Source organism: Methyloglobulus sp. (assembly GCF_040079455.1).
Classification (GTDB): Bacteria; Pseudomonadota; Gammaproteobacteria; order Methylococcales; family Methylomonadaceae; genus Methyloglobulus.
This window is the reverse complement of the sequence record NZ_JBEBKJ010000062.1, coordinates 1-22,203: the sequence shown is the minus strand read 5'-3', so window position 1 is coordinate 22,203 and position 22,203 is coordinate 1. Positions and strand designations below refer to the sequence as shown.

Here is a 22,203-nt window from a genome sequence, read left to right as displayed (position 1 = left end):
CTTAATCCAGTTTTCCGCAGCCAACGAAGGCGCACACGCCGCATTCAATTTCCTGAAACAAGCCAGACAACTATGGGGACATGTCGATTATAACTGGCAACGCTGGGTCATCAACTACAACACCGCCAACCAATCTTCTTTCATGTCATCATTCGGCATTAAAGACATGAAAACCATGGTGTACTGGATGATAAGCTTCGTAGGCATCATCACCGCCATCTTAAGCCTGTTCTTGCTGTACCAAAAACCCAAACCGGTTGACCGTACCCTATTGGTTTTTAATAAATTCTTAAAGAAACTCGCCAATGTCGGCTTCACAAAAAACCTCGGCGAAGGCGCAAGGGATTTTGCCGAACGGATTAAACCCGAATTGCCCGAACAAGCCGAAACCATTGAAGCAATCACATCCGCCTTCATCGCACAACACTATGGCAGCAGGCCGACGGAAGTTAAATTCAAACGACTATGTCGATTGGTGGGTGATTTTAAAATCTAAGTACCCGATCATTCTGATTTTCCGAAAAGTTTTGTTATTTTGGATGGTTCCTTCATTTAACCTTTATCAACTACTGTTAAATAGGACACCTTTGAGTTTTTTGTAGCTTAAAGAGTCTTTACGGATGGCAATAAAAAGCCCCCGTCGGTTTTTCAACCTCGTGAGGGCTTGGGTCGCTTGAAGGCGGAGCCTACGGAAAAACATTCCATTGGTATGAAAAGCAAAGCAATAGGCTATAGTTGGTTACACTACGCAACTGATTATAGACGAAGGTGAAAAATGGGCAAGAGAATTCTAGGTTTGGATTTAGGCACTAATTCCATTGGCTGGGCGTTACTTGAAGAAACCGAAGGCAAACCCCAGAAAATTATCGACTTGGGTAGTCGAATTTTTACCAAAGCGGTGGAAGAAAAAACACCTACACCCAAAAATGTAAAGCGACGTAACGCCCGATTGACCCGACGGGTTCTGCAACGGGACTCACAAACATAAATACACGAACATTTAACTAGAAATGATCGAGCTTTATCTTTAAACATACAATTTTAATTTTTAAGCAGGAAAGATGTAATTTATTTAACTTTTGTTAGTTGCCGCTTGAGATGTATACTGATGACTATAAGTATCAAATATATTTTTAACAATGCTTGACACAATAACTACTGAGCCGAGATATAGTCGCGTTGCTCGACAAAAATCTGAAGGTGCAACCTATACGCCTTTGGTACTTGCTAACTTTGTAGCTGGGCAAATGCTGCGTGTAGCGGAGCTTCCCAAACATAGCAAAATTCGTGTATTAGACCCCGCTGTCGGTGATGGTGTGTTATTGGATGAATTGATTAAGCAATTACCATTAGCCACCAGAAAACGATTGGAGGTTATCGGATATGACACCAACCCTGATGCCGTAAAGGTCGCAACGAAGCGTCTTCAACAGGATTTTCCATATTTGAACGTAAAATTGGAAGAAAAGGATTTCCTTGAACACGTACTTAATCTTGAAGGCTGTGGTGATCTATTCTCTGCTGGCAACGTACAAGAGCCATTTCATTTGGTGATTGCCAATCCGCCTTATGTCCGAACTCAAATAATGGGGGCGCAGCAAGCACAACTTCTTGCTCAAAGTTTTGGGTTATCCGGGCGAGTCGATATGTATTACCCTTTTTTATTGGCTATCTCGCAAGTTTTAGCTACCGATGGTATTGCAGGGGTGATTACTTCGAATCGCTTCATGACTACGAAATCAGGCCAAGCAGTTCGGAGGGAATTATTGTCCCGCTTCAAAATTTTGCACGCTTGGGATCTTGGAGATACAAAACTTTTTGGTGCGGCAGTACTTCCCTCTATATTGCTGGCGCGTGGTGTTGATCATACGAGAATATCTCGCATCGACCGTATTGACTACTCGTCAATCTACGAAACCGATCATCCTGCAATTTTAGATACTGATGATGTGTTGTCCGCGCTTTCTGTCGAAGATGACACAGTAGTTGCCTTGACAGATGGTCGGCATTTCCGAATCCGGCATGGAGTTTTAGATAACGGTGATGATCCCGAAGCTGTCTGGAGAGTCGCCACTCAATCAACTGATAAATGGTTGGCTATGGTGGAAGCCAACACTTGGGAAACCTTTCGCCGAATCGGGAAAATTAGGGTAGGGGTCAAATCAACAGCGGATAAGGTGTTCATCCGCAATGATTGGGATGACCTTCCAGAAGGACGTATAGAGCTACTTCGCCCACTGGTTACTCGTCACTGCGCCCGTCGTTATAAGGCCGATATACCCGCTAAGGCCAAGCATATTAAAGAGATCCTTTATCCCCACGAGGCAACAGAAAATGGTCGGAGTGTGGTGAACTTAACCCTTTACCCCAAAGCGAAACGCTACCTAGAAAGACACCGTGACATTTTGCAAGCAAGGAACTATGTTATCGAAGCAGGTCGCCAATGGTACGAACTTTGGGTGCCTCAAGACCCGGCGGCATGGTCGTGCCCCAAACTTGTTTTCCCAGATATTTCCGAAAAACCTGTTTTTTGGATAGACATGGATGGAGGGGTTATCAATGGTGAATGCTACTGGATGCGCTGTGAAAATAACAACGAACAGGATTTGCTTTGGCTGGCACTCGCCGTAGCAAATTCAACTTTTATCGAAGTTTTCTACGACCATCGCTTCAACAATAAGTTGTATGCGGGTCGTCGTCGATTTATCACCCAGTACGTTGAGCAGTTTCCGTTACCAGACCCGAACCGTGAAGAATCCAAAGAAATTATCGCAATGACAAAAGAAATTTATGCCAAAATTCCGTCGGTTGAGGTCGAAAGTTTGAGCGAAGAACTTGATGAACGGGTTTGGCGCGTGTTCGGATTGCTACGAGAAAAAGTTACGAGGTAGCGGAATCTGAATTTTGCTGTTGATGATATTTCCCTCGAATCGCCTGAAACGCTTGAAGAAATCCGCGCCTGTCGTTACGTACAAATGAGTCAGCGTTACAGAAATCCCATCTGTATTGGCGTAAAACATCGCATACCGGGTATCGCAATGGCGCGGATGATAATCTCCAACTCGCTGTGTATCCATAAGTTCTTGGCTGTCTGGCAGCACCAGACCTAGATCAATAGTAGGTGATGTTTGCAGCTTCACTTCCAGAAGCTGATGACGAACATCAGGGAATGTGCCTTTGTCCCCGTAGCAGCTATAGCCAAGTTGCTTGCAAATCAAATTATGAAGTGCTGCACCTCGGTTACGCTCTTGATCCATGCCAGGATCAGTAAACGACTGCCCAACTAAAGGCGATAACCTATTAAAGAGTTCACCGACAGGAAACAATAAGCCACTTTCTGGTTCATCGGTTGGACTGGTGGATGGGTTTAAGAAAAATTCGAGACGCACATGTAGCAGCATAGGATCGGTATCCCTAACCGATATTAATTCGTGCTTGTCGGCTCGTGTTTCAAGCCTAGCCTGATATTTCGTGGTAAGAGTACCTGTAGTGTCAAGAAGAGCCAGCTCTTGCCCATTAATAACTTTCACGCTGAGTACAGTATCATCTTCTGAAACTTGAATTATCACATACCGTCGGCTTGGTGAAAGCCCTTCATTCCAAATTTGCAGATTCATTGACTTCTGGGCGTAGGTATCGAACTGTTGCCCAACAAACCGTGGTTGAGTTTTCTTAAAAGACTTCGGAACGGGATAACCCAAGGCTTCACAAGTATACACTTTTATAATCTTGGAGCGTGTCCGGTTTGGCAATGCCCTACCATGAACATCCTTTAGTACCTTGCCTTGCAACCCTTCCTTTACTAGCGTTTCCAATTGTAATGAAGGAATCCAATAATCAGGGTCTCCGATTTCAATTGGATCGTAAATAGTCTTTCCAGACCACTGAATAAGGTTTTTGAAATCAAAGGGATTCTTTTGCGTCATGCTTTGCTCTTGGTGTTAGCAATTCTGGAACGCTGACATCGAGAGCACGGGAAAGCACTTCAAGGGTGCTTAAAGAAACATTTCGCTCTTCTCGCTCCACTGATCCAATGTATGTGCGGTGAAGATCACAAAGATCGGCCAGACCCTCCTGTGAAAGGCGATGTGCATTTCGAAAAGCACGGACGTTTTCAGCAAGGGTGGCACGTAGTGAAGAGCTTGGGATTCTTGCCATCAGTCAGGATAAAATTAAAGAACGTATTATTTCTGACTGATGACTATGGTGCTACAGACTATAGGTAGCAATACATATCATTGTAACTAACGCACCGAAAATGTGAACAACTGTATTGGTAATTGCCCACCAAAAAGCGCCTGTGGAGTCAAATTGTTAAGCAAAAAATCGCAAATCAGGCGGACACCCTTAAATATTTAGACAACCTTATCTACCACTGGAACGGCTTGCCAATAAGGTCAAAACCGGAGACCCCGACAATTTGGAAGCCCAAGCCGCACAAAAATACTGGCGGCTGTTATTTGACGAGCAATTCCGCCGCGATACTGAATTGGATGGCATCAACAGCTTATTAAATTATGGCTATGCCATTATTCGGGCCTTGATCGCCCGTGCCATCGTCGGTAGCGGCCTACATCCCGCATTAGGTCTATTCCACAGTAACCAATATAACGGCTTGTGTTTGGCGGATGACCTGATGGAACCGTTTAGGCCGTGGGTGGATTACAAAGTGTACTTAATGGCAAGCGATAACCCGGAGCTGATTGTGAACAAGGAAACAAAAATCTCCTTGCTTACTTTATTGGCTGAACCGGTCTTATGGGAACAGCAAACCCTGCCGCTGATGGTTGCGTGCCATTATTTGTTGGCAAATCTTAAGCGTGCCTATGAAGACAGCGCGGTTATCCTCAACTACCCACAACGGATAAGAGAAACCCTAAAATCCCCTCTCCCAGAGGGAGAAGGGGTTATTAGAAACCCTGCGGCAACCATGAGTTTCGGCGGACTCAATTCCATGTGGGTGATTGTTTTATTCGATTTACCTACCGATACGCCGGAAGCGAGAAAGCAATATACGGTCTTCAGGAAACATCTGCTGACCGACGGCTTCACCATGATGCAGTATTCCGTTTACATGCGCCACAGCTCCAGCGAAGAAAACGCCCAAGTCCACGCAAAACGGGTAAAATTACGCCTACCACCTGATGGCGAGGTACGTATTATTAAAATAACCGATAAACAATTTGGCAGGATTGAAGTTTTTTATGGCAAAAAACGCAGAAAAATCGAAGAACCGCCGGAGCAATTGTCGCTTTTCTGACCTCAAAAACGACAACTACTCCTTTGTAAACAAGCTATTACGAAAGGTTTAGTGTAACCAACTATAGCCTACCCGCAAATCACAAGCCAACGCTTACAATGCTATTACATCAAACGGGTGTAATAGGGGGTAAATATTTAAACGAACCCGCCCGGCCTACTCAAATCGCCGCCGAATTTTTTGGGTTACCCAAGTCATCAACACTAAACCAAGGTAAGAAAATAAAATAACATGGCTGTATGCCGTCCCTGCAAATACAAATAAGAGCGGCAACAGTATGGCTATCAGGGCTATTGCTATTTTTTGTATTTGTTTAGTTAATTGATAAGCGCTCAAGCACGCGCTGCAATTCTGGGTATGAATGCTGAATACATCGTACGGATGTTGATCAGACAGATGGGGCACGGTCTTATGTGTCGCATAGCCCCGGTAAAACGGTGTTGTTGAAGCATATTTATCCAGCCATTTGCGGTAGTGGATAACCAGCGTGTCGCTGGTTTTAATCGGCAACCACAAGTCTTTGGCATTTTGCTGTGAGCGCTCTATCTCCGAATACTGGCCGATAATCAAGGCCATATCTTGTTGCAGAATTTCGTTTTGGTTCCAATGATCTAGCCATTTCGGCTTGATCCTTTCCCGCCAGGAATAAAAGTTACTGTACTTCCTATAGAGTAGGCGGCATTTGCCTTTTGCCAAGGGAATTGAATACAACGCCAGTCCCGCAATCAATTCGCTCTTCTGATACTTTGAGGTATAGCTGATCAAGTTAGGGGCAATAAAATCCAGGTGTGCCGTGCCGGTTTTTGCTTCATCCCGATTTTGGTTAAGGCCGATAGACCGGTAGGTCGCCCGGATACCTTTTACCGAATCTTCCAGGATTTCAAACTCCAGCGGCAAGGCATAGTCCCGATGGCCACCACCACGTAGGCCGTGATGGGCAACATGGATGTGCGCGACATCAATCACATTCTCAATCAGATAGGTCTGGTCGTACGGCAAGTCGATGGTGTAATCCACGCTGATAACGTCGGGATTATCCAGTGCAACAATGGACGGAATGTCGGCTATTGCAGCCAAGTCCGGCGCACCCACCCAAACCCAGACCATGCCTTGGCATTCAACAACTACATGCGATTTTAAACAGGCGGTTGCGGGAATTTTTTTGTCCGGTGCCAATTGCGGAATGCGGGTGCATTCACCGGCCGCATTGAATTGCCAACCGTGATACAGGCATTCCAGTTTGCCGTCAATCAAATGCCCATCCGATAACCGTGCCGCACGGTGCGGACAACGGTCTGCCGCACACGCCAGATCGCCTTTTTCATTGCGGAATAACACCATCGGTTCGTTATATAGCGAGAAAGCATAAGGCTTACGCTTGGGCAAATCCTCTACAAAAACGACTGGATACCAACAGTTTTGCCAATTGAATTCTGTGTCCATAAACGGCTCGATATGATGACTTTATGCCGGATTCTTCTGCGCTAAAAATAAAAAGAAGCCAGGGTAATATTGGTTTGCTTTTAATCGGTCAAGCCCGGTTTTTTCCATCTCCACTTCTTTGCTGAGGATGGCTTCAGCCGTGGCAGCCGAATTAATCGGCTGAAAATTATTGATTGACGTAGTTTTTAAAGTAAATCCCGCCTCTTTTAAAAGTGGCAGCATTTCCTTCATCGTATGCTGGGTCTCGTGCGGATGCAACACTTGATCGCGGAACCACGAACGCACATGGGTTTCATCGGTGATATAAGAATGCAGTTCCCGGTAGCGTGCCAACAGCTCATCTTCCGATGCGCCTTGCGCTTGCATGATTTTGAAGTGATCTAAAAACGGTTTGCGGCCATAATGATGATATAAGCCAATGAAAATATAACCGCCCGGCGCGACAAAATCGGCGCAGATTCTTTTGATTGCCGCCAAGCAATCATGGGTATGGTGCAAAACCCCTAATGAAACCACCAGGTCAAATTGGCTTTTAGGCTGATACATAAACAAATCCGCCACGTTAAATTCAGTAGCCAAGCACATTTCTTTGCCTACTTGTTGGCAAAATTCAATCGCTTTGGGATTGAAGTCGATACCGGTAACTTTCGAATGATAATAATGGCTTATGCTGTTACTCAGCCAGCCGGTGCCACAACCGACTTCTAAAACCTTGGTATTGGGCGTTAATAGCGGCGGCAAAACAGGATACGAGGTGACCGGATTATTCTTTAGAATCGCTTTTATTTGCTCGTTTACTGAGGAATGCCGATTAAAGGGCAGCGTTTTGTAAAATTCCAGTACCTTAAAATCGGTATCAGCGTGAGAAGTGGCTTTCATAACATTTTTAGTCCGGTTCAAAAATGGGTTTATCGGTAATCGTGACCACTTGTTTTTCTTTGCGTAACAAGCAATTTTCCACGACAAGCACGTCTATATCGGTCGTCATAAAACAAGTGAAGGCATCTTCCGGCGTACCGACAATCGGCTCACCACGTACATTAAAGCTGGTGTTGACCAAAATCGGGCAACCGGTACGCGCTTTAAAAGCGGTTAACAATTGGTGATACCGTAGGTTGGTTTCTTGGTGTACCGTTTGTACCCGCGCGGAATAATCGATATGAGTGACCGAAGGAATTGTTGAACGCGGCACGTTCAGTTTGTCGATACCAAATAACGCCTCTTGCTCCGCAGTCATTTTAATTTTTATGGCATTTTTGATTGGCGCGACCAGTAGCATATAGGGACTAGGCCGATCCAGCTCAAACCAATCGGACACATCCTCGGCCAATATGGAAGGCGCGAAGGGGCGGAACGATTCGCGGAATTTGACTTTTAAATTAAGTGTCTTTTGCATATTTTCCGAACGCGGATCGGCCAGGATTGAGCGGTTACCTAATGCTCGTGGCCCAAATTCCATCCGACCTTGAAACCAGCCCACCACTTTTTCGTTGGCTAAGGCATCAGCCGTTTGGGCAATCAATTCTTCATCATTAAAAACTTCAAATACCGCCCCCAGTTTTTCCAAACGTTTGGCGCAATCCGCTTGTGCAAAAACTGGCCCCAAATAACTGCCCTGCATCTCGTCTCGCTTAGCCGTTACTGTACGTGGATTGTCGGCATAATGGGCTAGCAATGCAGTACCAATCGCACTGCCGGCATCACCTGCGGCAGGTTGTATCCAGATATTTTTAAAATGACCGTCTTCAAGAATTTTGCCGTTCGCCACGCAATTTAACGCCACGCCACCCGCCAAACACAGGTTACCTGTCGTATCTTGCTTTGCCAACGCACGGGTAATCGTCAACATGATTTCTTCGGTTACTTTTTGAATTGACGCGGCAATATCAAAATGCTTTTGGGTTAAATCGGCTTCGCTACTGCGACGAGGTTCCCCGAATAAGTCAGCAAACGCGGCGTTGGTCATGGTTAAACCGGTGCAATAGTTAAAATAAAGCTGGTTTAACCGGAAGCTGCCGTCCGGTTTTAAATCGACGATTTCCTGAAGTATTTTTTCGGCATAAAGCGGCCTACCATAAGGCGCTAAGCCCATCACTTTGTATTCACCAGAATTGATTTTAAATCCCAGGTAATAGGTAAATGCAGCATACAACATCCCTAATGAATGCGGGAAGTTTAATTGCTGGCTAATTGTAATCTGGTTGTCTTTGCCGTGGGCAATCGTAGTCGTGGCATTTTCGCCGACCCCATCCACGACCAAAATTGACGCTTCCTGAAAAGGCGATGGAAAAAAAGCGCTGGCCGCATGGCTTAAATGATGTTCGGTAAAATGCAACCGGCTTGAATCAAACTTACCCAAGGTGGCAAGTTGCTTGGCGATTAATTGCTTTTGATAAAGTTTTTCCACCAACCATAACGGCATCGCTTTGATGTAAGACTCAAAGCCTTCCGGCGCAAAACTAAAATACGTTTTTACCAACCGCTTAAATTTAAGTTCGGGAAGTTCGTAAAACACCACGGCATCAATATCTTCAATCTTGAGCTTGGCTTCTTTCAGGCAGTATTTAATGGCTGACAGGGGGAAATTTTTGTCGTGCTTAATGCGGGTAAATCGCTCTTCTTGAGCCGCGGCAATAATCAAACCACCCGTGATAAGTGCGGCGGCGCTATCATGATAAAAAGCAGAAACACCTAAAATATTCATAATATTTGTAATAGTTGTGCGAATTATCCAGCAGCCTCAAAGCTGTACCCCACAACCCAGCATAGGATTATGGCTTGCGGGAATTCGTTCTTGTTATTGTCGGCAAGTGATTATTAGGGCTTGCCTGGTAATTTTCCCAGTAAGTTTCGGCATTATGATCGATATGCCTTTTTATAACATCAACATTAAGCAACCTCAAAACTAACGCAATCGGAGTCACGATAAAATAGAAAAACAGCGTTAAAAAAACTTGCAAAAGCATCTTCATATTGATTCCAATCGAGTCGAATAAAGCGCTTTTAACCGCTCCAAAAACAGCTCGGCCATTTCTTGATTGGGTTTTATACCGGGATGCCCCATATCGCGTGCCAAACCTTCGGCCGGATTACCTTTATGCTTAAGCGCAAGCTCCAACAATCCTGGGGCGACTAAATGTTCTTTTTTTACCAAAGGTTCAATATGGCTCATGTATTTATTGCTAATGAAAGAAAAAAGCCACATTACGTCATATTTTTCACAGATTGACTGGCAAATTAAATAGTTTTTAAAGTAATTTATCTGGTCGTTAAAATCACTCGACAACGCATTATTAGCTTTAATCTGACTAATATGTCCAGGGTCAACCAAGTAAGTTTTCAATTTATCGAGTGTGTTAATCCCGGTTTTTGTATTGATATAAAAATGTGCACGACCCGCCTGATTGATATGCTCACGTCTTCTGGGCGGTGGCAATACAAACAAAACCACATCCGGTTTCAAAACGGCTAGCGCTGAAAATAGCGTCCGTGACATATAATCCGAACTAGCGCCACCCATGCCCAAATTCCAATTGATGACTGGATACCCGGTCTCTTTTTCCAGCAACTTAGCGAACTGATGCGGAAAGGTTTTATCTTCGGGAAGCCCAATACCAAAAACCTCACTGGCACCAATGGACACCACAGATATAACTTTTTTTTCAAGTTTATCTAAGTTGAATTCTGGGCAACGATACCCCAGCGAGTTGAAATTATAAGTGACATCCTCTGGTCGTAACAAAGGGTGTGGGGCTACTTTATAACGCTTTTCTGTATCCGCACCAACCCACCGCATTTGAGCATGCGGCTGTAATCTGGGCGCACACGGCATATGCTCTGTAGAAAAGAGATACAGAGACGGCTGGTTAAAGATTTGAACCATTTGTTAAAAATGTGGATAAATAAATGGGTCGTCGTCATTATCTTTTTTTGCTTTTTTCTTTCGTAAAATAACGGCTTGAAAATAAGCCAGATAACCCTTAAGGATTTGTGAAATTTTTTTCATAATCAGACACCTGCTTAATTGTGTTGTAATTGCTAACCTGCAACTTTGGGTTAGTCAGTTATTATTAAGATATAAGCCACCCATGGTTATAAGTAATCCTAAAATCCACCCGCCCGACTTGGGCATATCTGACTCGATACTATATAAAACAAAAGACAATTGCAACTCAAAAACACCCTGCTTGCTTTATGATGCTAAGGGCATGGGAGAAAGAGTGGGCAAGGCAATTATTTCAAAAAACCCGAAATAGTAAGCTTATGCAATATAAGCAACACAATATCTGCCAATGCTTATAGCGTCCACACCGGTAAACAAGCCGCTCACGCCATCCAAGCTGTCTGCTGGGCGGATATTTGCATAGACAGCAGAGTTCATCTTGACCTAAAATTTTCAGCCGACTGAAAAAATAGAGCCTTGCAATTAGGCTAACTGTTAACCAATGGGAGAAGGTAGATGATGTTAGCTTTATCACCGTGGGCTTTTAAAATTTTTGCAACCATTACCAACAAGTGGCGTAAGTGTGTTGATGCTATTCACTTGTTTGCTTTTCTTACCCATACAGGCTTACATATTTAAATAGACACTCATCTTTGGATTTGGCAACAATTTGTCAACGATGTTGAAGTGGATGTAAGCGCGCCACTATTTTTCGCGAATGACTTGACGCCGTGTCGGATGGCTTGCATGTTGACTACGCTTCTACTCGCGTTCCAACTCCGTCAACACGCCCGGCTCCTACAGCTACGCGGGGGTCGTCGTACCCGCTCCACTAACGTTACACTTCCGTGTACTCCTTCCCGGTAGCGCAACCTGACCTAACTGTTTGATTTATTAATAAACACACCAGAAAAATTAACGGTTAAATAAAAATTTCGATCAATAACTCATCCTGCTAAAGGTTGTTAAGTTTTCAGCGAGAAAGAAGCTAAAATTTTTCCATCTTATAATTTTGATTCGCTATAATAGCCTCGCTTGATTAATTTCCGAGGGGGAAATTTTATGAAAACCACATTGCTTTATTTCCTGGCTACGCTACTGTTCTGTCTGAATTGGCAAACGGCTTGGGCAGAAAAACCTGATTTCGAACAGATCAAAAAAAACTATTACGACACCCACCCTGGCAAAGGCAACCACGGTGAGCACTGGCAACCAATCCCAATTCAAAAATACTGGAACCCAAAAGATTTCTATACACCTCCACAAACTATTCAAGGCGAATTCAGCCAAGAAAATTGCGTAGGCTGTCATGAGGCAACGACTCCTGGCGCTTACCATGCCTGGAAAAAAAGTGTCCACAGCGATTTGGCGGCAATCCGCAACATCCCCGATACCGACGTACGTGCTTATAAAAAGGCAAAATTGACAGAAGTTGAAAGCAATCTGCATGAACTCGGTTTGCTGGAAAAAGATCAGCCGCTTTCTCAAGTCGGTTGCATCGACTGCCACGGTGGTTTAGGCAAAAAAACTATCGATCATGCTAAAGACTTGATAATGCCAGACCGCGCCGCTTGCGGAACGTGCCATCAAGATGAATTTGCCGAGGCAGAGTCCGAGAAGGAGCAAACGTGGCCTCAAAAGCAATGGGACAAAGGTCATCCTTCCCATGCAGTCGATTGGGCAGCTAATGTTGAAAATGCGGTTTGGGCGGCGATGCCTGAACGTGAAGTCGCACAAGGCTGCGATTCTTGCCACTACCAGCAAAACAAATGTGACGGTTGCCATACCCGTCATACCTTCTCGGTAGCAGAAGCACGCCAGCCAGAAGCCTGTTCTACCTGCCACAATGGCGCAGACCATAACGAGTTTGAAAACTTCATGCTGTCCAAGCACGGCACACAGTTCTTGACCATGGGTAAAAGCCAATGGAACTTTGAAGCCCCCCTGAAAGATGCGATCACCAAGGGTGGTTATACCGCACCGACTTGCCAGCTTTGCCATTTCGAATTTCACGGCGAGTATTCGCATAATTTGGTTCGGAAAGTCCGTTGGGCATTCAATCCAACGCCAGGCATTGCCGACAACCTGAATCATCCTTGGTTTGAAGATCGCAAGAAAGCCTGGGTACAGACCTGTACCTTGTGCCATTCGGAAAGTTTTGCCAAGGCTTATTTGGACACCGCCGATAATGGCACCATTCAAGGCCTAAAAGTGGAGCAGGAAGCAAAAAGTGTTATCAAAGCGCTCTATAAAGACGGTTTACTCACAGGACAAAATACCAATCGTCCCGCACCACCCGCGCCTGAAAAAGATGATGCAGGCGGCTTTTTCCAATTGTTCTGGGCAAAAGGCAATAATCCCAGCCGCATCGAACGGATTTATGCGGACATGTGGGAGCATGATTTGATCAAGCATTACAAAGGCATTTTCCATGCGAACCCAGGCGGATATACCTATACCGAAGGTTGGTCTGCACTCATGCGCGATTATGCCGAGATTATGGATGAAGACACCAAGTTGCGCGAGGCAGCAAGAAATAAGTCCGGCACAGACGCTAAAGCGGTTTCCACGATTGGGGGCGGCAGTGACAAGACCGATTACGGTACATTATTGGCTGGCTTTATCTTGGTCATACTTGGGCTTTTTGTCGGCTACCTTGTCCTCAAACCCAAACAAGATGGTTAATAATCTTGTGGCTTTAGTCTTCAAGAAAGGTGCATTGTTGTTGACTTGCGGAGCGCTGCTGTTTGCTGGCAGCGCGATGTTGTTTCAACAAGCCAAGGTTACTTTTTTTGATGGTGGTGAATCCGAGCGAACAAAGCCAGCACCGCTTAATGTTACTCTTCTCCATGGGCAAGCATCTGATATACAGGGCGCTTTTCCAGTAGATTCCGTTGATAACTATACTATTGAACGGGGTGGTAAGGATGCTTTCAGTCTTTTGCTGGCATATTATAAAGATGACCAGAATCAACAACGCCGTGCCGTGCTGTTCCCTAAAGGTAAACAAGAGGCAAGGGCGTTGCCAAGCCCTACCGGATTACGACAAGCCATATGGCAAGATGCGGCTAAAGCCATCAGCGAAAACACGCCGAAAGATGCACTGATATTGAGCTGGTGGGATGATGGGCAACGGATCCATTTTTTGAGCGGAAGAGATGCTTGGGTAAACAAACCCGCCGAGCAAACTTTTGTCAGCCCAATATGGAAACACTTACAGGACAACTTGCTATTAGCTTCAGATTCTGAACGCAACCAATTGTCAACTATGGCACGCTGGTTGACGATGGATAGCGACAAGGCCTTGGCGGAGATAAAGCAAACTTTAGGGACATCACGGCCAATCTATTTGCTGGTTACCAATGACCTGTTAATGCGCCTTGGTGAAATAGTCGATTATGGCGGTAAGCCATTGGCCTTCAGTTCAAAAACCGTTCAAGCGCATGATAACCTGCATGGCGATATTGCCCAGATCAAGCAATGGGCTTATGAAGAAGGCGATGGCAATTATCTGGTGCAAAAAGAAGACTTGGCTTACCACGTCTGGGCGACAGCGAAAGGATCAGGCGCGGGAAAAAACGCCCTGGTTGTTCGTCTGTTGCCTTTTGTTGATTCCCTCAAAAAACTCCCTGAAAAAGTCCATTTGGTCTACCAAAGCCATTGGGGCGGTTATCTGTCTATTTATAAATTGGAATTGGATTGAGGGAGTAAGTCAGCTCAATTTTGAGATAAGACATTAATCCGGCGGCTTTAGTTAATATCGAATAAAAACTAGATTGACAAGCGTAAAGAATAGTATTAAAAATAACGCAATAGTTTTGATTCAAAACTATATATACTGTTTTTTCACTACCCGGAGAAAAATTATGAAAACAAGACATCTGCTTATTGTTGCCGGATTATTGTGCTTTACAACTACATTCAGCTACGCAGAGAAAGAGGGCGTGCCTTTTCCTGAAGGTTACAGGAATTGGTTACACGCCAAATCCATGCTTATCCAACCCGGACATGCGTTAGAAAATCCTTTCCAAGGCCTCCATCACATCTACGCCAATGGCAAAGCCGCTAACGGCTTAAAGTCAGGCAAGTATGCTGACGGTTCTGTACTGGTATTTGATCTTTTAAAGTATGAGGAAAAAGACCTTACCATTCAAGAAGGCGAACGCAAACTGGTTGGCGTTATGCACAAGGATTCGGTCAAATACGCATCAACAGGCGGTTGGGGATTTGAAGGCTTTGCAGCTAACAGCAAAACCGAACGCTTGGTGAAAGATGGCGGTAAATCGTGCTTTGGTTGCCATGAACCGCAAAAAGCCAAAGATTATGTTTTTTCCGAGCTTCGAGAATAATCGAAAGCGTGTTCAATCAACACTAAGCATGTCATGGCGTTTTTTAACCGTCCAACGGGAAAAAAGGCATGTCTGCTCTTACAAATCTAACAATTATAATAGAGGGCAATAATGAGGTTTATCAAATTAGGTGCGGCATTTTCTCTTTCATTTTTTTTGTGGGGTAATGCTCATGCGGCGGGCGCGCCCGTAAATGAAGATTTCTCAGTAGTGAGTTCTCTTTGTGATGATATGGTTGAATTGGCTAAAAAAGGGAGCAAAGAAGAGTTTATTGAAATTGCTGATTCCGCATTAAGGCTATCGGAAGCGCAAAGGAGAGACAACTCAATGGCAATCGACCGGTTTAGACCAAAGTTGAGGGCAGCCAAAAAAGCCGGTAAATCAGGTGATTTTGATGCGGCTATCGGCTTTGTGCAAGAAGCCAAAACGCTAATGAAACCGGCAACGGCATCATGGGATGGTGGTTCTTAAAAGCGTTCGGTATTACTCAGCTCTAGCATCATTGACAGTGTGTTAAGAAATTTCCCCCTTTTTTAATGAGGGGGATTGCCTTGCAGCACAACGCTTAAGAATCTAATCCTGCCATAATCTCATCGCTGATATCCGCATTCGAATAGACATTCTGTACATCATCCAGGTCTTCCAGGCGGTCGATCAGGCGGAGCATTTTCTCGGCGGTTTCGGCATCCAGTTCAGCCTGGGTAGCGGCTTGCATGGTGACTTCGGCGTTGTCCGGCTCGAATCCCACAGTTACTAACGCTTCTTTGACGGCAAGATAGTTTTCCGGCGTGGTCATGACATCCACAGAGCCATCATCATAAGTGACCACATCGTCTGCACCTGCTTCCAGCACGGCTTCCATCAAGGCATCTTCATCCACGCCGGGTGCATAACTCAAAATGCCTATTTTGTTAAACAAATAAGCAACCGAACCATCGGTACCCAAATTACCACCAGCCTTGCTGAAAGCATGACGGACTTCGCCGACCGTGCGGTTGCGGTTATCGGTCAGACAATCAACGATAACTGCCGTGCCGCCGGGTCCGTAGCCTTCGTAGCGGACATTTTCGTAGTTTGCGCCTTCCAATGTGCCCGAGGCTTTTTTGATGGCGGTGTCGATAGTGTCGCGGCGCATGTTGTTGCCTAGCGCCTTGTCGATTGCCGTACGCAAACTGGGATTACTGGCAGCATCTGCCCCGTTGGTTTTGACGGCAACGGTAATTTCCCGCAGCACTTTGGTAAAAATTTTGCCGCGCTTGGCATCTTGCCCAGCTTTGCGGTGTTTGATGTTAGCCCATTTACTGTGTCCGGCCATTGTATTTCTCTAGTATTTCGTGTTTTAGATTAAATAGTTTTAAATCCTCAGGCGTATCCAACAGATCCCACTGCATCGTTGTGTCGTAATGGTTTACGCCAATGCGTGCGATATTGTACGCGTTAATTCCAAAACCTTCGCCCCTCAGGGCATAATTTCAAACAACTTATGGTGTGGCTGCTTGAGTCCAATCAGTACATAGCCGCAATCTTATGCGGGGCGCTAATACGCACAGCTTATCTTGATCTAGTTGGTTTTGGGCTAAGATAGGCAGTGATTTGGAGTGTAACGACAATCCACCATGCCAAATAATGCACCCTTTCCAGATATACATCTAAACCCAAAAGCACATGACCGGAAATGCCCGTGACAAAGCCAGCATGATGGGTTTTGTTATGGCGGATGCCTCACGGCGAATCTACCTACAACTTTACAGACTTGAAGTTTTCAGCGCGGATCGCGCGTGCATCTAACTAATCTGGCTAAAGCAGCCATGGGGAATAAACATTTTTCATTGTTAACTACTTACTTAACCTGTCCAGGCGAAGTAGATCTTGGTAAATCAAACCAAAAGGATCGGATGGATTAGTGATTATCCCTCGATCCGTACCTGTCTTATCAAAATTTCCTGTCGTTAAAGTATGAGTATAAAGACCTACGCCGCCTAATCGCCAGTAATTTGTTGGTTGTGACTGATCCTCTGTTGGCTGAAAAACTTCATTTGGATGTCGAACCATTGCAAGCCATGGGGCTTGTACGTTTCGCTTCATAGCATAAGGTATTTGATCGGCCCAGGCAGTATGTGCAATAGTGCTTATGGCTAAAGGTTTTGAAAAGCCACCTTCATTGAGCAGCTGCCAGACATCAATGTTTGGCTCATCTCCACGTTTATGCAGCACCAAAATATCTGAAATTCCATCGGCATTTAAATCGGCTGTTACTGGCTTTGAAGAAAGGTATTTCAGGGGCTTATATAGGTTGGCTCCAGGCGTAGTAAAGGCGGAATCCGTATTGAATAGTGGTCTTATACGCAAAAATGGATTTCCGTTTTCAAAGGAGAGTAAATCGGACTTTAAGTCGCCGACGTGTAGCTTGGTCGGTTTCAAATTGGCTTTGATCCCCATGTTAACTCCCTCATACCATAATTGGGGGGCATTGCCTGTCAAGCCATTGCTGCTGAGTACCCAAAAATTCAAGCCACTGGCACCGCGCTGATGGGCTATTAGCACATCGGTTTTACCGTCCCCGGTAAAATCGGCACTAACGTATTGTTGCGCCAAGTTCGGATCCCAAGTCGGATCTGTTGAGCACCACGGTATTGGCACATTAAACTTCCTGCCGTCACTCTTGAACAACCAGAATGCAGCGCCAGAATCCTTGCGCGTAATGACCATTAGGTCGGCAAAACCATCACCATCAAAATCGCCACTTAGGAACCGGGCATTATCAAAGCTAAATTTAACTGGCTACAAATCTCATTCGGGTAATCGATAGAATCTGTGCACTTATACCAAGTAGCCGCATTTTGTGAGGCCGGATCGGTCACTAACACATCAAATCCGGAATCGGTAAAATTCCACAGGTTAAACGCGCCACTATTTTTCGCGAAAGCTAAAATGGGATCCATCCGATTTTAGCTTTCGCGAAAAATCACATGGCGATTAATGCCTTCGGCTGCCCGCGTTCGTCCTCGGTTCGTCACGATGCACAACTCCCCTTTGGAAGTTAAGCATTGGGAGGTGAGCGCATTGACCAGTTCAAAAGGAAATGCCTGCCAATCCGGGCGATTATCGTGCACATGTCCTGTCCACTGGTAGCGCCTTGGTATCCAGTTGCCGTTCCAATGGCTCTCAGTAAATGACCCGAGTTCTACAGCAATCGAGAAATAACTCGCCACAATGTCGTGCTTTCTTTGTAATTCTTGGCCTAAGACGTTAAAAGGGCGGCCTGGGGTTGGGTAAGTTTCATGGTAACTAATGCCAATATTGTTCGTGAGCAATTTTGCGATAGCACGCGTAATGCGAGCCGCATAAATATGGTCAGGATGCTCAATATAAGGGATGGTGTCAGGATTTAAAGTGGATAACTTAGTCACCCGTTGGCTCTGAAATACGGCTAATAAAGCAGCTTGGAGTTCGTCGCGGTTATTATAAATTCGGCTCGGTGTGGCAGGGGGAATGACGGGAGGATTAGTGTCGTCAATGGTAGGCCGTTGGATAGTCTGAGGTTGGTTGAAATCCCATAAATTTTGTAGCGATGAGGCCGCACTGCACGCCCCGCCACACGGCAGCCGAAATTCAAAAAACTGTACTGTCTGGTTTGGGTTATCCAGACCGTTTAATGTGAATGCAGTGACTTCCTTACCAGCAAACAGGACAGTTTCTTTCGTCCAGTCATCCGGGACATAAGCCATTTTGGCGTAGGCTTTACGCAAGCCTTGTTCCCTGGCTTCTACTCCAGCAAAGGTAGAACCGAAAAAACCGCCTGTTAGGTGTACTGAAGTGATACAAGCTCCTGCGTCAAAGTTTTGCATTATTTCCGGATTAATAAACAAGATTTCATCATCCAGATGTGCAACCACAGACACGAAACGTTTGGAACAATAGGGCGCGGCACTAGCTGTGTTTAAGACTGCATAGGAAAATACGGTCATCCAAAAAAGGACTAGCGATAAAAAATGAATTTTATTCATATTGAATGCTCCTTAAGGATTACTTACAAGCTAAGCCTAAATGCACCACGACGAGTGATTGACTGAGGATTAAATTTGGCTGCGGCAGGTCACTGTATCATCGTCAGGATTGAAAACGGCTAGACATATTTTAATCTAGCCTTCTGTACCCCTGCGAGAACCGTAAATGATAAATAATTGTCAACGCCCCTCCATAATAATCAATTTAGGGGACTGCGCCGATGTGGCTCTTCGGTTATGTCCGTGTGCCACGAGCCTCCTTTGATGCCCAGCCAAGGTGCTGAAGAAAGCTAGGGTTAAAACGGCGGTATTTACACAAAAATACAACCACTATAACCTCAAGCCGTTGCCCCTCGACTAAGGTAGGTCTATATGAAAATAGGTTTAATATTCATATTGGGGGGTTTCTTGCTCTGACCGTTAATATTCCTGTATTTGTTTTTACCTCATCGACAAGAAAAAATTCATGGCGCGTTGGGAAAAGTTTAAAAAAATGGCTTTTTCAAGTAACTGCGGACGTAGTCTTTAGTTTGTTCTGGCTTTATATCGCTTTAAATCCTCGGGCGTGTCCAGATCCCACTGCGTCGTTAATTCGTAATGATTTAATGCCAGTGCTTGCAATTTTATACACGTTAGTTCTAAAATTTTTTCTGATCCCCAGGGCATATTTTCAAACAAATCCGGCTGCGGCTGTTTGAGTCCAATCAGTACATAGCCGCCATCTTCTGCGGGTGCCAATACGCATGGTGTGTCTTGATCTAATTGGTTTTGATTTAACTGGCTTAGAGCCTGTTCAAGATCCCCACCTGTTAAGGAGGGGCAATCGCAACCGATGATGATTGCGCTGGTAAAATCATTGAATGCCTGACAAAAAGCATGATGCATCCGTTCACCTAGATCGCTGCCTTTTTGCTGATGCAAAGTGATTGGATAAGTCTGTGACAACAAGGTAAAAAATGGCTGTTCGATGTCAGGCGAACACCATAATTGCACATCACATAAGCGGTTTTTTGTGGCTGTTTGTAAAGTCTTTTGGGTCAGTTCACAATGCAATTGTGCTGCTTCATCGCCGGTTAACGGTGGAATCAACCGGGTTTTTACCTGCCCAGGTATGGGGGCTTTGCAAAATACCATAATGACGGCATAGGGATAAGCAACCATCAATGATTACGGCTATTTTGCGATTTAAAAGGCAGTCGCAATAACGCCATAAAACCTAACTCGGCTTGCCTGCGGTAGGCTTTTAAACCAATAGCCAGGGTTGTCTGGGGGTGTCTGGATTTAGCCTTATACGTTCTGCACAGTCTGTCCCAGCAAGAAATCGAAAAGCCATAGTTACTGTCAGTTTCATCCGGTTCAGCAGAGTGGTGGATGCGGTGCATATCCGGCGTGACAATCAGCCAACAGAGTTTTTTGTTGATAATCTCTGGAATATTAATATTGCTGTGGTTAAACGTCGCGGCACCATTGAGGATGATTTCAAAAACGATGACCGCAACAGGATCAGCGCCTATCAATACAATGCAAAAAGTTTTATATAGCATGGAAATTACGATTTCCAGGGGATGGAAACGCACTGCTGTCGTTGCATCAAACTCCATATCGGTATGATGTATCTTGTGCAGTCGCCATAGCAGCGACGATTTGTGCATCATAATGTGCTGAGCGTAAATGGCGAAATCCAGGATGAGCAAAGTTGCTACGATGGAAACGGCATTGGTTAATGCCCAGATATTTAACAGACCAAGCCCATTTTCCGCCGCCCACACCGCGCTCATATACGCCAGACTGCCAATTGTTAAGCGCATCAGGGCGAGATTGGCCAGGGCAAGTCCGAGATTAACCAACCATCGCTGTTTTCGTTCGATATGTTGAATGCGCCTTGGGCTGAGGTATTCCCACGTCACCATGATGACGAAAATAGCCACAGCAACTGACGGCCTGATCAGGTTTTCCAAAACTTTCCCCTGCTATATAAATTCGCCAAAACGTCTGGATCGGCGCCAAAGAAATAGCGTAGCCGCAAACTCCACATTAGCAAGATAGTTTTGATGATTCCAAATTGCTCCCATCGTCTGCCGGAACTGATTACCGGGCTTTTCAAGCAAATCGGTGAACTGATTTTGTTCAGATGGGTACATAATGCGATATCTTCCATCAACGCGATTTCAGGATAGTGTCCAACTGCGTCGAATAGTTGTTTGCTGACAAAAATCGCCTGATCGCCGGTGGCAATCCCGGTTAGACGGGAACGCCAATTCATAAAAAACGCGATGACTTTCAATAGGGGAGATCTGCCACTTAACTGGACATCAAATCGCCCCCACTGCCTGCCGCTATCAATAGATCCAGCAAAAAAATTGTGTGCGGAAGGCGGCAACGAAGTGTCTGCATGTAGAAATAACAGCACCTTTCCTTTAGCGTGTTGTGCGCCTGTGTTCATCTGAATTGCACGGCCTTGTGCTGAGATAATGACCGTATCGACCAAATCTTGAACAAGCTGCCTAGTATTATCCGTACTGCCGCCATCGACCACGATAATTTCGCATAAATTCCGAAGGGGTTGCAGTGAATATATACAGTTTACTATCGACTGCGCCTCATTTAACGTCGGTATTATGATGGAAATGTTCGCCATGACTACTCCAAATGACTGTATTCCAACGATCACGAAGAATCATTGCTTAGAATGAATATTAATACAGCTACATTATTGATGCGCTGTCTGACATTCCATATTCATTCAATAGTCACGCAGCAAACCCTTCATGCCGAAATAGTACGGCTCGAGCAAAATGTCGGGGCTTACGCCGAGTTTACCACTACAGGATAATTTGCTGGGGTAACTTTATAAACGCTTAGCGAGTCGCAGCCATACAACCGATTACCAGCAGATATGTCAAAGCCTGTTAATTCTCCAGGCTTCTTTAATCGACTTTTTCCACTTCCAAAATCATCCCGCGAATGGCGATTACTTTAACTTTACTGTGAATATCGCAGTTTTCACCGTGGACTTTCCAGATGGAATCGTCCACTTTTATCTTACCTTGACCGTTCTCTATCGGCGCATACAAAGGAAATACCTGACCTACATATTGTGTTCCGCGTTTGTTGAGCAAGGGTTGGTCAGTTTTGGTGGGGTATCTTTTGCCATACAGCCGCCATGCAGTCACCGCAAGTACGGAGAATACGGAGAAAATC

Annotated in this window: 23 protein-coding genes and 1 pseudogene; 10 read left to right on the top strand and 14 right to left on the bottom strand. The window is 45.1% G+C overall.

The window, feature by feature from the left end; all coding sequences use genetic code 11:
• From ABL924_RS13015 to ABL924_RS13005, 3 genes are all read left to right on the top strand, one after another.
• The coding region (locus ABL924_RS13015) for a DUF4129 domain-containing protein (RefSeq protein WP_349027523.1) at positions 1-496 on the top strand (496 nt) is incomplete at its 5' end.
• A 279-nt stretch (positions 497-775) separates the two neighbouring features.
• On the top strand, positions 776-988 hold the full coding sequence (locus tag ABL924_RS13010) for a hypothetical protein (RefSeq protein ID WP_349027522.1): 213 nt from the start codon (positions 776-778) through the stop codon (positions 986-988).
• Positions 989-1,139: 151 nt separating this feature from the next.
• Positions 1,140-2,891 carry an N-6 DNA methylase gene (locus ABL924_RS13005; protein WP_349027521.1) on the top strand — a complete coding sequence of 584 codons (1,752 nt, stop codon included), beginning with the start codon at positions 1,140-1,142 and terminating at the stop codon, positions 2,889-2,891.
• On the opposite strand, the gene ABL924_RS13000 is transcribed toward ABL924_RS13005, so the two are convergent.
• The gene (locus tag ABL924_RS13000) at positions 2,868-3,926 is read right to left on the bottom strand and encodes a restriction endonuclease (protein WP_349027520.1); all 1,059 of its coding nucleotides are present in this window, start codon (positions 3,924-3,926) and stop codon (positions 2,868-2,870) included. The genes ABL924_RS13005 and ABL924_RS13000 overlap by 24 nt on opposite strands.
• The gene (locus tag ABL924_RS12995; RefSeq protein WP_349027519.1) at positions 3,904-4,158 is read right to left on the bottom strand and encodes a helix-turn-helix transcriptional regulator; all 255 of its coding nucleotides are present in this window, start codon (positions 4,156-4,158) and stop codon (positions 3,904-3,906) included. The genes ABL924_RS13000 and ABL924_RS12995 overlap by 23 nt, the downstream gene beginning before the upstream one ends.
• Before the next feature lie 193 nt (positions 4,159-4,351).
• Here ABL924_RS12995 and cas1 point away from each other — a divergent pair, with 193 nt between their 5' ends.
• Positions 4,352-5,260, top strand: coding sequence for a type II CRISPR-associated endonuclease Cas1 (gene cas1, locus ABL924_RS12990; protein ID WP_349027524.1), 909 nt, complete (start codon positions 4,352-4,354; stop codon positions 5,258-5,260).
• A gap of 156 nt (positions 5,261-5,416) precedes the next feature.
• Here cas1 and ABL924_RS12985 read toward each other — a convergent pair whose 3' ends face one another.
• The 4 genes from ABL924_RS12985 to ABL924_RS12970 form a co-directional block, all read right to left on the bottom strand.
• Complete coding sequence (locus ABL924_RS12985) at positions 5,417-6,703, bottom strand: Rieske 2Fe-2S domain-containing protein (RefSeq protein ID WP_349027518.1); 1,287 nt, start codon at positions 6,701-6,703, stop codon at positions 5,417-5,419.
• A gap of 21 nt (positions 6,704-6,724) precedes the next feature.
• A complete protein-coding gene (locus ABL924_RS12980; RefSeq protein WP_349027517.1) occupies positions 6,725-7,582 on the bottom strand; it encodes a class I SAM-dependent methyltransferase in 858 nt (285 codons plus the stop codon).
• Positions 7,583-7,589: 7 nt separating this feature from the next.
• Entirely contained in the window at positions 7,590-9,407 is a 1,818-nt protein-coding gene (locus ABL924_RS12975) for a carbamoyltransferase (RefSeq protein WP_349027516.1), read from the bottom strand.
• Between the two features lie 264 nt (positions 9,408-9,671).
• Positions 9,672-10,499: an SGNH/GDSL hydrolase family protein gene (locus tag ABL924_RS12970; RefSeq protein WP_349027515.1), complete on the bottom strand. Its 828-nt coding sequence runs from the start codon at positions 10,497-10,499 to the stop codon at positions 9,672-9,674.
• A gap of 1,209 nt (positions 10,500-11,708) precedes the next feature.
• On the opposite strand from ABL924_RS12970, the gene ABL924_RS12965 reads away from it, so the two are divergent.
• The 4 genes from ABL924_RS12965 (at position 11,709) to ABL924_RS12950 (ending at position 15,466) form a co-directional block, all read left to right on the top strand.
• Entirely contained in the window at positions 11,709-13,331 is a 1,623-nt protein-coding gene (locus tag ABL924_RS12965) for a multiheme c-type cytochrome (RefSeq protein ID WP_349027514.1), read from the top strand.
• Positions 13,324-14,349, top strand: a complete 1,026-nt coding sequence (haoB, locus tag ABL924_RS12960) for a hydroxylamine oxidation protein HaoB (RefSeq protein WP_349027513.1) — start codon at positions 13,324-13,326, stop codon at positions 14,347-14,349. Before ABL924_RS12965 ends, haoB begins: the two co-directional genes overlap by 8 nt.
• Before the next feature lie 163 nt (positions 14,350-14,512).
• The gene (locus ABL924_RS12955) at positions 14,513-14,995 is read left to right on the top strand and encodes a cytochrome P460 family protein (protein ID WP_349027512.1); all 483 of its coding nucleotides are present in this window, start codon (positions 14,513-14,515) and stop codon (positions 14,993-14,995) included.
• 111 nt (positions 14,996-15,106) lie between these two features.
• A complete protein-coding gene (locus ABL924_RS12950) occupies positions 15,107-15,466 on the top strand; it encodes a hypothetical protein (protein ID WP_349027511.1) in 360 nt (119 codons plus the stop codon).
• A 94-nt stretch (positions 15,467-15,560) separates the two neighbouring features.
• Here ABL924_RS12950 and ABL924_RS12945 read toward each other — a convergent pair whose 3' ends face one another.
• A complete protein-coding gene (locus ABL924_RS12945) occupies positions 15,561-16,310 on the bottom strand; it encodes a YebC/PmpR family DNA-binding transcriptional regulator (RefSeq protein ID WP_349027510.1) in 750 nt (249 codons plus the stop codon).
• 350 nt (positions 16,311-16,660) lie between these two features.
• Between ABL924_RS12945 and ABL924_RS12940 the strand changes: the two genes are divergently transcribed.
• The gene (locus ABL924_RS12940; RefSeq protein ID WP_349027509.1) at positions 16,661-16,783 is read left to right on the top strand and encodes a hypothetical protein; all 123 of its coding nucleotides are present in this window, start codon (positions 16,661-16,663) and stop codon (positions 16,781-16,783) included.
• Positions 16,784-16,831: 48 nt separating this feature from the next.
• Here the strand turns inward: ABL924_RS12940 and ABL924_RS12935 are convergent.
• The 6 genes and pseudogenes from ABL924_RS12935 to ABL924_RS12910 all read right to left on the bottom strand — a co-directional run.
• A pseudogene (locus tag ABL924_RS12935) lies at positions 16,832-17,722 on the bottom strand (hypothetical protein); the annotation flags it as partial.
• A 17-nt stretch (positions 17,723-17,739) separates the two neighbouring features.
• On the bottom strand, positions 17,740-17,937 hold the full coding sequence (locus ABL924_RS12930; protein WP_349027508.1) for a hypothetical protein: 198 nt from the start codon (positions 17,935-17,937) through the stop codon (positions 17,740-17,742).
• 6 nt (positions 17,938-17,943) lie between these two features.
• Positions 17,944-19,002, bottom strand: coding sequence for a PIG-L family deacetylase (locus ABL924_RS12925; protein ID WP_349027507.1), 1,059 nt, complete (start codon positions 19,000-19,002; stop codon positions 17,944-17,946).
• Between the two features lie 525 nt (positions 19,003-19,527).
• The gene (locus ABL924_RS12920; protein WP_349027506.1) at positions 19,528-20,163 is read right to left on the bottom strand and encodes a TIGR04282 family arsenosugar biosynthesis glycosyltransferase; all 636 of its coding nucleotides are present in this window, start codon (positions 20,161-20,163) and stop codon (positions 19,528-19,530) included.
• The gene (locus ABL924_RS12915) at positions 20,163-20,960 is read right to left on the bottom strand and encodes a sterol desaturase family protein (protein ID WP_349027505.1); all 798 of its coding nucleotides are present in this window, start codon (positions 20,958-20,960) and stop codon (positions 20,163-20,165) included. The genes ABL924_RS12920 and ABL924_RS12915 overlap by 1 nt, the downstream gene beginning before the upstream one ends.
• Positions 20,948-21,640 carry a TIGR04283 family arsenosugar biosynthesis glycosyltransferase gene (locus tag ABL924_RS12910; protein ID WP_349027504.1) on the bottom strand — a complete coding sequence of 231 codons (693 nt, stop codon included), beginning with the start codon at positions 21,638-21,640 and terminating at the stop codon, positions 20,948-20,950. The genes ABL924_RS12915 and ABL924_RS12910 overlap by 13 nt, the downstream gene beginning before the upstream one ends.
• Positions 21,641-21,691: 51 nt before the next feature.
• Here ABL924_RS12910 and ABL924_RS12905 point away from each other — a divergent pair, with 51 nt between their 5' ends.
• Complete coding sequence (locus ABL924_RS12905) at positions 21,692-21,835, top strand: hypothetical protein (protein ID WP_349027503.1); 144 nt, start codon at positions 21,692-21,694, stop codon at positions 21,833-21,835.
• A 94-nt stretch (positions 21,836-21,929) separates the two neighbouring features.
• Here the strand turns inward: ABL924_RS12905 and ABL924_RS12900 are convergent.
• Positions 21,930-22,203 (bottom strand): NfeD family protein (locus ABL924_RS12900; RefSeq protein WP_349027502.1); only part of this gene is annotated, 274 nt, incomplete at its 5' end.

Excerpts from the sequence above, each read along its gene's own strand:
- ABL924_RS13010 (WP_349027522.1), top strand. The coding sequence starts at position 776 with ATGGGCAAGAGAATTCTAGGTTTGGATTTAGGCACTAATTCCATTGGC.
- ABL924_RS13005 (WP_349027521.1), top strand. The coding sequence starts at position 1,140 with ATGCTTGACACAATAACTACTGAGCCGAGATATAGTCGCGTTGCTCGA.
- ABL924_RS13000 (WP_349027520.1), bottom strand. The coding sequence starts at position 3,926 with ATGACGCAAAAGAATCCCTTTGATTTCAAAAACCTTATTCAGTGGTCT.
- ABL924_RS12995 (WP_349027519.1), bottom strand. The coding sequence starts at position 4,158 with ATGGCAAGAATCCCAAGCTCTTCACTACGTGCCACCCTTGCTGAAAAC.
- ABL924_RS12985 (WP_349027518.1), bottom strand. The coding sequence starts at position 6,703 with ATGGACACAGAATTCAATTGGCAAAACTGTTGGTATCCAGTCGTTTTT.
- ABL924_RS12980 (WP_349027517.1), bottom strand. The coding sequence starts at position 7,582 with ATGAAAGCCACTTCTCACGCTGATACCGATTTTAAGGTACTGGAATTT.
- ABL924_RS12975 (WP_349027516.1), bottom strand. The coding sequence starts at position 9,407 with ATGAATATTTTAGGTGTTTCTGCTTTTTATCATGATAGCGCCGCCGCA.
- ABL924_RS12970 (WP_349027515.1), bottom strand. The coding sequence starts at position 10,499 with ATGCGGTGGGTTGGTGCGGATACAGAAAAGCGTTATAAAGTAGCCCCA.
- ABL924_RS12965 (WP_349027514.1), top strand. The coding sequence starts at position 11,709 with ATGAAAACCACATTGCTTTATTTCCTGGCTACGCTACTGTTCTGTCTG.
- haoB (WP_349027513.1), top strand. The coding sequence starts at position 13,324 with ATGGTTAATAATCTTGTGGCTTTAGTCTTCAAGAAAGGTGCATTGTTG.
- ABL924_RS12955 (WP_349027512.1), top strand. The coding sequence starts at position 14,513 with ATGAAAACAAGACATCTGCTTATTGTTGCCGGATTATTGTGCTTTACA.
- ABL924_RS12950 (WP_349027511.1), top strand. The coding sequence starts at position 15,107 with ATGAGGTTTATCAAATTAGGTGCGGCATTTTCTCTTTCATTTTTTTTG.
- ABL924_RS12945 (WP_349027510.1), bottom strand. The coding sequence starts at position 16,310 with ATGGCCGGACACAGTAAATGGGCTAACATCAAACACCGCAAAGCTGGG.
- ABL924_RS12940 (WP_349027509.1), top strand. The coding sequence starts at position 16,661 with ATGACCGGAAATGCCCGTGACAAAGCCAGCATGATGGGTTTTGTTATG.
- ABL924_RS12930 (WP_349027508.1), bottom strand. The coding sequence starts at position 17,937 with ATGGATCCCATTTTAGCTTTCGCGAAAAATAGTGGCGCGTTTAACCTG.
- ABL924_RS12925 (WP_349027507.1), bottom strand. The coding sequence starts at position 19,002 with ATGAATAAAATTCATTTTTTATCGCTAGTCCTTTTTTGGATGACCGTA.
- ABL924_RS12920 (WP_349027506.1), bottom strand. The coding sequence starts at position 20,163 with ATGGTTGCTTATCCCTATGCCGTCATTATGGTATTTTGCAAAGCCCCC.
- ABL924_RS12910 (WP_349027504.1), bottom strand. The coding sequence starts at position 21,640 with ATGGCGAACATTTCCATCATAATACCGACGTTAAATGAGGCGCAGTCG.
- ABL924_RS12905 (WP_349027503.1), top strand. The coding sequence starts at position 21,692 with ATGAATATTAATACAGCTACATTATTGATGCGCTGTCTGACATTCCAT.